This is a genomic window from Clostridium peptidivorans, assembly GCF_900205925.1.
GTDB classification, from domain to species: Bacteria; Bacillota; Clostridia; order Clostridiales; family Clostridiaceae; genus Clostridium_AK; species Clostridium_AK peptidivorans.
This window is the reverse complement of record NZ_OAOD01000007.1, coordinates 102,538-115,144: the sequence shown is the minus strand read 5'-3', so window position 1 is coordinate 115,144 and position 12,607 is coordinate 102,538. Positions and strand designations below refer to the sequence as shown.

Annotated in this window: 10 protein-coding genes; 9 read left to right on the top strand and 1 reads right to left on the bottom strand. The window is 31.1% G+C overall.

All coding sequences use genetic code 11. The annotated features are described in order from the left end of the window. Positions 1–32: 32 nt before the first annotated feature. Positions 33–1,913 carry a molecular chaperone HtpG gene (gene htpG, locus CRN98_RS08085; protein WP_097026922.1) on the top strand — a complete coding sequence of 627 codons (1,881 nt, stop codon included), beginning with the start codon at positions 33–35 and terminating at the stop codon, positions 1,911–1,913. 357 nt (positions 1,914–2,270) lie between these two features. Here the strand turns inward: htpG and cls are convergent, their stop codons facing one another. After that, on the bottom strand, positions 2,271–3,806 hold the full coding sequence (gene cls, locus CRN98_RS08080) for a cardiolipin synthase (RefSeq protein WP_097026921.1): 1,536 nt from the start codon (positions 3,804–3,806) through the stop codon (positions 2,271–2,273). Between the two features lie 176 nt (positions 3,807–3,982). Between cls and CRN98_RS08075 the strand changes: the two genes are divergently transcribed. The 8 genes from CRN98_RS08075 (at position 3,983) to CRN98_RS08040 (ending at position 12,558) form a co-directional block, all read left to right on the top strand. Further along, positions 3,983–4,435, top strand: coding sequence for a MarR family winged helix-turn-helix transcriptional regulator (locus CRN98_RS08075; protein WP_097026920.1), 453 nt, complete (start codon positions 3,983–3,985; stop codon positions 4,433–4,435). A 32-nt stretch (positions 4,436–4,467) separates the two neighbouring features. Continuing rightward, positions 4,468–6,324, top strand: coding sequence for an ATP-dependent zinc metalloprotease FtsH (gene ftsH / locus CRN98_RS08070; protein ID WP_097026919.1), 1,857 nt, complete (start codon positions 4,468–4,470; stop codon positions 6,322–6,324). Positions 6,325–6,405: 81 nt separating this feature from the next. Further along, complete coding sequence (locus tag CRN98_RS08065; RefSeq protein ID WP_097026918.1) at positions 6,406–6,822, top strand: acyl-CoA thioesterase; 417 nt, start codon at positions 6,406–6,408, stop codon at positions 6,820–6,822. Between the two features lie 186 nt (positions 6,823–7,008). Then, positions 7,009–8,367, top strand: a complete 1,359-nt coding sequence (locus CRN98_RS08060; protein WP_097026917.1) for an MATE family efflux transporter — start codon at positions 7,009–7,011, stop codon at positions 8,365–8,367. Between the two features lie 185 nt (positions 8,368–8,552). Continuing rightward, complete coding sequence (locus CRN98_RS08055) at positions 8,553–9,608, top strand: energy-coupling factor ABC transporter permease (protein ID WP_097026916.1); 1,056 nt, start codon at positions 8,553–8,555, stop codon at positions 9,606–9,608. Between the two features lie 61 nt (positions 9,609–9,669). Beyond that, positions 9,670–10,482: a cobalt ECF transporter T component CbiQ gene (gene cbiQ, locus CRN98_RS08050; protein WP_097026915.1), complete on the top strand. Its 813-nt coding sequence runs from the start codon at positions 9,670–9,672 to the stop codon at positions 10,480–10,482. Beyond that, entirely contained in the window at positions 10,479–11,234 is a 756-nt protein-coding gene (locus tag CRN98_RS08045) for an energy-coupling factor ABC transporter ATP-binding protein (protein WP_097026914.1), read from the top strand. Before cbiQ ends, CRN98_RS08045 begins: the two co-directional genes overlap by 4 nt. Before the next feature lie 76 nt (positions 11,235–11,310). Then, complete coding sequence (locus tag CRN98_RS08040; RefSeq protein ID WP_097026913.1) at positions 11,311–12,558, top strand: MFS transporter; 1,248 nt, start codon at positions 11,311–11,313, stop codon at positions 12,556–12,558. Positions 12,559–12,607 lie beyond the last annotated feature (49 nt).

The following is a 12,607-nucleotide window of genomic DNA, read 5'->3' as shown; positions in this document are numbered from 1 at the left end:
TATGATTTTTATTACGAAGGGAGAAGATTTAATTGGAAACAAAAGAGTTTAAGGCAGAGTCTAAAAAACTTTTAGACATGATGATCAATTCAATTTATACTCATAGGGAGATTTTTTTAAGAGAACTTATTTCTAATGCTAGTGATGCAATGGATAAAATTTATTACAAAGCATTAACAGATGAGTCTTTAACATTTGAAAATGATAACTACTATATTAAATTAGTTATGGACAAGGAAAATAGAATATTAAAGATCTCTGACACTGGTATAGGAATGACAAAAGAAGAACTTGAAGAAAATCTTGGGGTTATAGCAAAAAGTGGATCCCTAGCATTTAAAAAAGAAAATGAACTTAAAGATGGCTATGACATAATTGGTCAATTTGGTGTAGGATTTTATTCTGCATTTATGGTAGCAGATACTGTTACTGTTATTAGTAGAGCTTTTGGGAGTGATACAGCTTATAAATGGGAATCCAGAGGTGCAGAAGGTTATACTATTGAACAATGTGAGAAAGATTCAGTTGGTACAGAAATTATACTTAGGATAAAAGAAAATACAGAAGATGAAAACTTTGATGAATACTTAGAAGAACACAGATTAAAATCTATTATTAAGAAATACTCTGATTTTATCAGATATCCTATTAAAATGAACGTAACTAAAAGTAGACTTAAAGAAGGCAGCGAAAAAGAATACGAAGAGTATACAGAGGAACAAGTTGTAAATAGTATGATTCCTATATGGAAAAAGAATAAAAATGAACTTACAGATGAAGATTATAGCAATTTTTATGCTGAAAAGCACTATGGCTTTGATAAACCATTAAAACATATTCATATTAAAGCTGAAGGAACAGTAAGCTATAATGCAATTTTATTTATTCCAGAAAAAATGCCATATGATTTTTATACAAGAGAATATGAAAAAGGCTTAGAGCTATATTCAAATGGCGTTATGATTATGAATAAGTGTGCAGATTTATTACCAGATTATTTTAGCTTTGTAAAAGGTATGGTGGATTCTGAAGATTTATCTCTTAATATATCTAGAGAAATGCTTCAGCATGATAGACAATTAAAGCTTATTGCTAAGAATATTAAGTCTAAAATAAAAAGCGAATTAGAAAATATGCTAAAAAATCAAAGAGATAAATATGAAGAGTTTTATAAGTCCTTTGGAAGACAGCTAAAGTACGGTGTATACAGTGACTTTGGAAGTAATAAAGATGTATTACAGGACTTATTAATGTTTTATTCATCAAAAGAGAAAAAGATGGTAACTTTAGGTGAATATGTTTCTAGAATGCCTGAAGAGCAAAAATATATTTATTATGCTGCAGGAGAATCAGTTGAAAGAATTGAAAAGTTACCCCAAGCAGAACTTGTATCGGATAAGGGATATGAAATCTTATACTTTACCGATGACATAGATGAATTTGCGGTAAGAATGATAATGAGTTACAAAGATAAAGAATTTAAGTCTGTATCCAGTGGTGACTTAGGTATAGAAGCAGAAGAAAATGATAATTCTTTAAATGTAGATGATAAAGAAACTAAAGAAATATTTGAACATATGAAAAATATTTTATCAGATAAAGTAGCTAGTGTTAAGGCATCAAAGAGATTAAAAAATCATCCTGTATGTCTTTCTAGCCAAGGTGAACTTACAATAGAAATGGAAAAAATATTAAATTCCATGCCAAATAATGAAAATGTGAAAGCAGACAAAGTTTTAGAAATAAACATAAATCACGATGTGTTTAAATCATTAAAAGATGCTTATGAAAATGATAAAGATAAACTTAACTTATACACAAGTGTACTATATAATCAAGCACTTCTTATTGATGGATTATCTATAAGTGACCCAGTAGAATTTACAAATAATATCTGCAAATTGATGAAGTAATTAAGGAATTTCGCTAAAGCGAAATTCCATCATTCAGCAGTTTGAGTGATATTTTTAATGTTGAATATATAAGTATAGGATTTGCATTGTAGAAAGCATTGAACAAGCACTAAAAGCTCTTTATTTCTGAATTTAAGACACCGTTAAGAGCCTTCTATTGTCTGAGCGACAGTGAGTTTAGGAGGCTTAGGTGTTTAAATTCAGAAATATTAGAGCTTTTTTGCGTAGTGAACGGCTGTATGATTTATAGAAATCTATGATTTCGTTATAAATCAGCACATCTCAGGCTACTGAGATGTTTCATTAATCATGCAAATCCCATACTTGGATTCAACAATATTAAAATGCCATAATTTTTTACATTAATGGAGCAAATACACGTAAAATTAATAAGATAAATTTTTTATACCATGGTATATTTTTATATTCATCTAAATTAATAATTTTGCATTTCTTTAGTGTATCAATAAAATCATCTTTAATTTCAAAAACGCTCCTTGTTTTGTACATCAATACTGCACATTCAAAGTGAAGATAAAGACTTCTATAGTCAAGATTAATAGTACCTATTACAGCAAAATCATCGTCTACTACAATGGACTTAGCATGAATGAAACCAGGGGTGTATTCATAAATTTTCACACCGCTTTCAATTAAAGGCCTATAATATGAACGGGTTACTGCATGAACATAGATTTTGTCGGGAATGAAAGGGGTTACAATTCTAACATCAATTCCACGTTTTGCTGCCAAAGATAGGGCAACAGTCATTTCATGGTCAAGAATTAAATAAGGAGTATATATATATATATAATCCTTTGCACTATTAATTAAGTTCATATATACAGATTCACCTAAAGCTTCTCCATCTAAGGGAGTATCAGCAAAAGGAAGTATGTAACCATCCTTTTCAAGCTCATTTTGAGTATATGATAAAGGCTTATATTTTTCATAACCTTCATCTGTATTATTTAAATAGTTCCATAAAGAAAGAAACATAACTGTAAAGTTCCAAACTGCTTCACCTTGAATCATAATGGCAGAATCCTTCCAGTGTCCATATTTTTCGCAGGCGTTTATATATTCATCTGCAAGATTAATTCCACCTGTAAAGGCTGTATGTCCATCAATTACAGCAATTTTACGATGATCGCGATTGTTTATTCTTATTGAAAGAACAGGAATAAGAGGATTAAACGCACAGCACTTGATTCCTAACTTCTTGAGATGCTTGTCATATTTATATGGAAGTTTTGTTAAACATCCAAAATCATCATAAATCACACGAACATCTACACCTTGGTTTACTTTTTCGGTGAGAATATCTAAAATAGAATTCCACATAACTCCTTCTTCAATAATAAAATATTCTAAAAATATATATTTCTGTGCCTTTTTTAATTCTTCCTTTAATCTTTCAAATTTTACTTCCCCAGGTGTTAAATATTCAGAAAATGAATTTCTATATATAGGACATGAGGAATATTTCTCTACATAAAGTGCTTGACCAGCAGCATTTTTATCTTGAAGCGCAATTTCAGTTATGATATTTTCATCTTGATTTAAAGCAGGAGACATTGTATTATAAATGTATTTCATTTTTCGTTTATTACGCTTACTAAGTTGGCTTCTTCCAAACATTAGATAAAAAAGGCCACCAAAAATAGGAAATAACATAATGGGAATTATCCATGCTATCTTATATGCAGGGTTCCTATTATTATTTACAATCCATAACACTGCAATTGCACTGAGTAAAGAGCTAACAGTATTAAAATAAATAAAATAATTTCCAAATTTCCAGATCATAATAACAAGAGTAAAAACCTGAATAAGAATAGCACACCCTACTAAAACTGCTCTGCTAAAAAGTAATCTTAATAATTTTTTCATAAATATGACTTCCTTTTGAATTATAATTTATACTATAGATAAAAACTTTAATAAATATTTATTACTAATTTATTAATTAATTATCCTGTATATTGACAATATAAATTATAAAACATATTATTTATATTGTATATATAATATAGTGAATGTTTACAAAAAGTTTGGAGGAATAGAATATGGAGGTTATGGATTTTAATAATACCATCTGGAATTTGTTTAGAGATATATCATTAAAAAAGGATAGTGTTTTCCGTCCTATGTATGATAAATATGGATTGACTTCTATGCAGGTAAGAATACTTAAAGATGTTAGAGAGCAAGAACAAACAATTGGAAGTTTAGGAAAGAGCTTATGTGTAGCGGGAGCAAATATTTCAGCCATGTGTAGAAAGTTAGAAAAAGAAGGATTTTTAAACCGTGTTCGAGATAAGAGTGATGAAAGAGTTGTAAAAGTTCATTTATCTGAAAAAGGAGAAAATGCTATTTTAGATATCGAAGCTTTGCTTACAAAAAAGTTTAACGTTTGCTTAAAAAACGAATCTACAGAAAATATAAATGACATTATTCAAGGGCTACAAAAATTAAATTTTTTATTACAGCAGATAAATGATTTGGATATAAGTTTATAAGAAAATAAATAAGATAAGGAGCATTAATAAAAATGAAAAATATAAAAAAACCTAAAAATCCATTATTTTATTATTATATCATAGCATTTATAGGTATTATGATGCTTAATGCATTTTTAATGCCTAGTCTTCAAAAACAACGTATTGTTGAAGTTGATTATGGAACATTTTTAAAAATGGTAAATGAAAAGAAAATAAATACTGTTGAAATACAGGATACAAAGATTACATTTAGTTCTAATGTTGATGGAAAAGAAACTATATATGTTACAGGAAAATTAGATGATCCTAATCTTGTGAATAGCTTGAAAACTTCTGGAGTTAAGTTTTCCAAAGTAATTCCTAAAGAAAATTCTCCACTTAATAATTTTCTAATGAATTGGATTTTACCAATGCTTTTTTTCATAGGAATGGGGCAGCTACTTGGAAGGATCATGCAAAAGAAAATGGGCACCATGGGGAACAGAATGAGTTTTGGAAAAAGTAATGCCAAAGTGTATGTTGCTGCACAAACAGGTAAGACATTTGTGGATGTTGCAGGCCAGGATGAGGCAAAAGAAGCACTTACTGAAATTGTAGATTTCCTGCATAGACCTGATAAATACAAAGAAATTGGAGCACGACTTCCAAAGGGAGCGTTGCTCGTTGGTCCTCCAGGTACTGGTAAAACACTACTAGCTCAGGCTGTTGCTGGAGAAGCTAAGGTACCATTTTTCTCTATTTCAGGTTCTGAATTTGTTGAGATGTTTGTAGGTATGGGTGCAGCAAGAGTGCGAGATTTATTTAAACAGGCACAGGAAAAAGCTCCTTGTATTGTATTCATAGATGAAATTGATGCTATTGGGAAAAAACGTGACAATTCTGGTATGACTGGAAATGACGAAAGAGAACAAACACTGAATCAATTATTAACCGAAATGGATGGATTTGATGGGGGCAAGGGAGTTGTAATTCTTGCTGCAACCAATCGTCCTGAAATATTAGATAAGGCTCTTTTAAGACCTGGTAGATTTGATAGACGTGTCCCAGTAGAACTTCCTGATTTAAAGGGACGTGAGGAAATCTTAAAGGTGCATACTAAAAAAATTAAAGTAGATACAAATATTGATTATAATAAAGTAGCAAGAGCAACTTCTGGAGCATCAGGTGCAGAACTTGCAAACATTGCAAATGAGGCGGCCTTAAGAGCGGTAAGAAGTAATCGAATGGAAGTAAATCAATCTGATTTTGATGAATCTATTGAAACAGTTATTGCAGGATATCAGCGTAAGGGTGCTGTTGTTCCAACAAAAGAAAAACTTATTGTTGCTTATCATGAAATTGGTCACGCTTTAGTTGCTGCAAAGCAAAAAAATACTGCACCTGTTCATAAAATTACCATTATTCCTAGAACCTCTGGTGCACTTGGATATACTATGCAGGTGGAAGAGGGCGAACGTGTTTTAATGTCCAAGGAAGAAATGCTTAATAAAATTACTACTTTTACTGGCGGACGTGCTGCAGAGGAAGTTATATTCAATTCCATTACCACAGGTGCTTCCAATGATATTGAACAAGCAACAAGAATAGCTAGAGCAATGGTTACACGTTATGGTATGAGTGAAGACTTCAGCATGATGGCGCTAGAAACTGTATCAAATCAATATCTTGGAGGGGATGCATCTCTTGCTTGCTCTGCTGAAACAGCAGCAAAGGTAGATGCAGAAGTTTTAAAAATAATCAAAGAAGCTTATAAAAAAGCAAGTGATATTTTAAATGAAAATAAAGATAAGCTTAATGAATTGGCAAAATATTTGTGGGAGAAAGAAACCATATCAGGTGAAGAATTTATGGAGATTTTAAATAATGATATAAATGATAATGATATAAATGATATGGTAGAGGTTTAATAAAAGAGTTAAGGGGCAAAAATAAATATTTAAGAAAGAGATATAGAGCCTTACAAGCCAGAGAAGGGAATGATAGTCTTTATGTATAAGAGCACAACAAAACTAAAGGTGAGATATGCTGAAACAGATCAAATGGGAATTGTACACCACTCTAATTATTATGTATATTTTGAAACTGCAAGAGAAGACTTTATTATTGGATCAGGTATTTCTTATAAGGATATAGAAGATATGGGCATAATGATGCCGCTTATTGAAACTCAATGTAAATACCTTCAAGGAGCAAAATATGCTGATAACCTTATAATTGAAACTACTTTAGAGGAATTAACTCCAATTAAGGTAGCTTTACAATACAGGGTTATAAGAGAAGTAGATGATAAACTTATTGCAGAAGGAAAAACCATTCAGGCTTTTGTAAATAAAGAAAACTTTAAAATACTAAATATTAAAAAGAAGAATCCAGATTTTTGGAGTAAACTAGAAAAACTTAAATAATAAAAAATGCACCCTTCATCCTAAATTAAATGGACGGGGTGCTTTTTATTTGTTAACAATATGAAAATATGCTTCTAAATGGCAATGGTGTGATGTAAAATAAAAATTGTATAGATAAAATATTATAGAAAGAAGAATGATAATGACTGACTTGGAATGTAAAAATTCTAAAAAAATAAATTGTTTATGTTTCTGAAAAATTCTACAAGAGCTGATGTTATTAATATTGCCTGGCCTGTTCTTGTAGAGCTTCTTTTAGGATCACTTTTTAGTATGATAGACATGATAATGCTCGGAAGAATTAATAATAATTCAATGGCAGCAGCTTCAGTTGCAGCTGTAGGTATAACAAACCAACCCTTATTTATAGGATTATCTCTTGTTCAAGCGTTAAATGTAGGCGGTACAGCAATGGTAGCTAGGTACCTAGGTGCTGGTAAGAATGAAAAAATAGAAACTACATTAAAGCATGTAATACTATTAAGTTTGATAATGTTAGCAATACCTCTATCATTAATGGGAATAATGTTTACTGAGCCTATTATGAAGTTCATGGGAGCACAATCGGACACTTTAGAAGTAGGCAAAACTTATTTTAAAATTATTATGATAGGTTTTATATTTCAATCATTCAGTATGTCTATATCAGCGGCGCTTCGAGGAATTGGTGAAACTAAAATACCTATGAAGATAAACCTTAAAGCAAACTTTTTAAATGTTATTGGTAATGCACTTCTTATATATGGTCTTTTTGGATTTCCAAGCCTTGGCATTACTGGAGCAGGAATATCTACTGCTATATCCAATGTGGTTGCAAGTATACTTTTATTTAGGTATGTTATAAAAGGTAAAAGTATTATTAAACTTAATTTAAATAAATCTTTTAAATTTAATAAAAATATTATATATAATTTAGTAAAGATAGGTGTACCTGCCTCCTTAGAACAGATGGCTTTAAGGATAGGTATACTTTTGTTTGTGAAAATAGTTGCAGGACTTGGAACAGTTGTTTATGCAGCACATCAAATATCACTAAATATATTAAGTCTTTCCTTTCAACCAGGTCAGGCTTTTGGGATAGCAGCTTCATCATTAGTAGGTAGAAGCCTTGGAACTAACGAACCTTCCAAGGCTGAAGATTATGCAAAGGAAACACGAAGAATTGGATCCATGATATCTACTTTTATGGCTATAATATTCTTTTTCTTTGGGCCTCAGCTTGTAGGATTATATTCAAATGATCCGGAGATTATACAAAAGTCATCTATAGCTTTAAAAATAATAGCACTAGTTCAACCATTTCAGTCATCTCAGCTTATATTAGCAGGAGGACTAAGAGGAGCAGGAGATACATTTTGGCCTTTAATAGCTACATTTTTCGGAGCAATATTAATTAGAGTTGCACTTGCACATATATTTGTGAATATATATGGATATGGTTTAACAGGAGCGTGGATAGCAGTATTTGTAGATCAATTTGTAAGATGGCTATTTGTTTATATAAGGTTTAAAACAGGAAAGTGGAAATATATAAGACTAAGATAAACATATATAAATCATTATAAGATAAAAGTGAAAATTGACAATTGTAAAAAAATATGATACAATTATTTACAATTAAAGTTATGAAAGTTTATTCGGACAACTTGTATATACAGGAATAAAACTCATAGAGGGTTGCGATTAAAGTTGCCCTTTATGAGTTATTATTTTATTAGGGGTGTGATGATATGCATATGGCAGATGCCTTGATTTCACCAATTGTTGGTGGAACAATGTTTAGTGCAACAGCTGGTATTGCTACATATTCAATAAAAAAAGTACAAAATGAATTAGATGATAAAAAAGTACCTTTAATGGGTGTTATGGGAGCTTTTGTTTTTGCAGCTCAAATGATCAATTTTTCAATTCCAGGCACTGGATCAAGTGGACATATTGGCGGAGGATTACTTCTTGCCATTTTACTTGGACCCCATGCTGGCTTTTTAACAATGGCATCAGTACTTCTAATCCAAGCACTTTTCTTTGCTGATGGAGGATTACTAGCTTTTGGTGCTAATGTATTTAATCTTGGATTCTATACATGTTTTATTGTATATCCATTAGTTTATAAAATGATTATGAAAAAAGGATATAACACTAAAAGAATTTATAGTGCATCTATAATTGCGGCAATAATTGGACTTCAGATGGGAGCTTTCAGTGTTGTTCTTGAAACACTGTTTTCAGGAAAAACCGAGTTGCCTTTTGGTACATTTGTTCTTTTAATGCAGCCTATTCATCTTGCTATTGGAATTGTGGAGGGACTTGTAACGGCAGCGGTAGTTTCATTTGTTTGGAAAGCACGTCCTGAAATTATTGAAAAATCTTCTTTAAAAGAGCCTTTAGGTAATGTTTCAATAAAAAAGATTTTTATTGTGATAATAACAAGTGTTATAATAGTAGGTGGTGTTCTTTCATCATTTGCTTCTAGCAATCCAGATGGATTAGAATGGGCAATGATTAAGACAGCAGGTACATCAGAACTAAACGCTGAAGGAAGTGTTCATGCAAAACTTTCTGAAATACAAAATAAAGTGGCCTTTTTACCTGATTACAGTTTTAAGACTTCAGAAGTCATAGATAAAGATGGAAATGAAGAGAAGAAAGAAGCAGCACAAGTTGTTAATGCACAAACGAGTGTATCGGGTATTTTAGGCGGAATTATGACTTTAGTTCTTGCTACCTTAACTGGATTTATTATTACTTTTTTCAGACGTAAGAAAAGAAAAGCAACATCAATATAAATTTACAGGTGGCGAGGGGAGTAACCTCGCCAATATTTTTGCTTAAGGGATGATCTATGATATGGCAAATATAACTGAATCGATTTATAATATTCATTTTTTGGATGAATTAGCTACTAAGAACACAATAATCCATAAAATAAATCCTAGTATAAAATTACTTGTGACAATAATATATTTAGTAGTAGTATTGTCCTTTGGGAAATATAATATTATAGGATTACTACCATATGTTTTTTATCCAATCATAATTTTTATTTTATCTGAAGTACCATTTTCCCCAATATTTAAAAAGTCTCTTATTGTTTTACCTTTTGTTATAGGAATTGGCATATTTAATCCAGTATTTGATACAAAAACTTATATTATAATATCAGAAATTTATATTTCTGGTGGATGGATTTCCTTTGCATCATTGATGATAAAGTGTAGTTTAACAGTTTTGGCAGGATTGCTTCTAATAGCTACAACTGGAATTGAAAAAATAGCCTTAGTATTAAGAAAACTATTTATACCAAAAATTTTTGTCACTCAATTTGTTTTAACTTATAGATATATTTCTGTATTATTAGAAGAAACAGCACAAGTTATAAAAGCGTATCATCTAAGGGCGCCAAGGCGGAAAGGCGTGTCTTTTAAAGTCTCAGGATCGCTTTTAGGTCAAATATTATTACGAGCCTTTGATAGGGCAAATAGAGTATATGATGCAATGATATTAAGGGGATTTAATGGAGAATATTTTTTTTCTGCAGATAGCAGACTATCAATTGGCTCTATAGCATATTTATTTTTATGGGTGACATTTTTTTTAATAGCAAGATTTTTTAATATTCCAGAAGTATTAGGAAAGATTATAATGGGAGTGATAACATGAGCCATGATTTTATAGATTGTAAGGATGTATACTATTCCTACCCCGATGGGAAAAAAGCACTAAATGGAATTACATTTAAAATAAGTCGAGGAGAATCTGTTGGAATTGTAGGAGCAAATGGAGCGGGTAAATCAACTCTTTTAAATTTACTATTAGGAATTATTTTTCCAATAAATGGTCAAGTCTATATTGGCGATACTATGATATGTAAGAAAACCTTGCCCTTAATCCGTGAAAAAATAGGGTTAGTACTTCAAGATGCTGATAATCAACTTTTCATGCCATCAGTATATGAAGATGTGGCATTTGGACCACGTAATTATAAATTAGATGAAAAAGAAGTACATAAAAGAGTCATGAAAGCTCTTGAAACCGTTGGAATATCACACCTTAAAGATAGACCACCTTATAAGTTGTCTGGAGGAGAAAAGCGTGCGGCGGCAATAGCAACTGTACTATCCATGGAGCCAGATATCCTTATAATGGATGAACCAACAGCAGCATTAGATCCAAAATCAAGGAGAAGATTAATATCTCTTTTAAAAGAGTTTACACATACAAAGATTATTGCAACGCATGATATGGACATGATTTGGGAAACTTGTGAAAGAACAATAATAATTAGTGAAGGAACTGTTATTGCCGATGGACCAACAAGAGAAGTTTTATCCAATGAGGAATTAATGAATAACAGTTCTCTTGAGTTGCCCTTATGCATTCAAAATTGTCCAATTTGCGGTAGTAAAAAATAACTTGCCAGGTGCCAGGCACCTGGCAAGTGCTATTATACTATCTTTAACATAAAGGAAATGAATTGAGGGAAAAGTTTTGGAGTCTAATAAAAATAAATTTTATAATAAAAATTATTATATTTTACTGGCCTTAGTATTTACTGGCTATCTAGTATTTGGATTTTCAGAAAATATAAAGGGGCCAGCTATTCCACGTATACAAGTAGATTTTGGCCTTAATGAAATGCAGATAGGATTACTTCTAGCGCTTAATTCATTAGGATATCTTCTTGCGTGTAGTTTTACTGGCATGCTTACAAAAAAATTCGGAATAAGATTTTCTAATTTATTTGCTTTTGGAACTATGGCTCTTTCAGGAGTTTTAATATTTTTATCAGTAAATTATACTACGCTGTCAGCAGCTTATTTCTTAATGTATATAGGTAATGGAATACTAGAAATAGCTCTTGGAATATTATCGGTAAAGGTTTTTACTAAAAACGCTGGTATGATGATGAATTTAGCTCATTTTTTCTATGGGTTAAGCTCAACTATAGCACCGATCATTGCTACTGGGCTTATGAAAATAAACGCTTTAGGTAAAAGTTTTAGTTGGCATGAAATGTATTTAATAATGTTATCCTTATCAATAGTACCATTGATAATAGCTTTACTTCCAAAGTTCCCTGAGGATTATACTCAAGAAGAAGAAAGTATATCAATTAAAGAATATGCAAAGGATCCTGCTGCATGGATGTTAGTAATCATTCTTTCATTTGGAGTAATTTCAGAGCTTGCTGTTGGTGGTTGGTTAGTTAATTTCCTTGAAAAAGTTTATAAATGGGATATAAAAGCTGCATCAGGGTTACTTTCAGCATTCTTTTTTACATTTACGCTTTCAAGACTACTACTTGGACCATTTACAGATAAGATTGGTTTTACAAAATCACTTATAATTTTTTCGGGAGGAGCAGGACTTCTTACTCTTATGGGAATAATTATTGGACAATCTGCTGCGATTTTACTTGCCCTTGCAGGGGCAGGTATAGCACCGATTTATCCTACAGTAATGGCTCTTTTATCAAAGCGATATTCCAAGAATAGTAGCACAGCTGTTACCTTCACGGTAACACTTATGGGAATAGGAAGTGTTATAGGAAATTTTTTAGTAGGCGGTATTATAGAATTATTTAAAAATATTTTCACAGATATATATGGTGTAGAAAACGGACTTATAATAGGGATGAAGGCTGGATATGCCTTTGTAGGAATTTGTGCAATGTTATGTTCCATTAGCTCAGTTATACTTTATAATTTTTTAAAAAAACAAGATCAGATTCTTTAAAATAGTTGTATGAGCATATTGTTATAGGTAGAACAAATATAATATATTA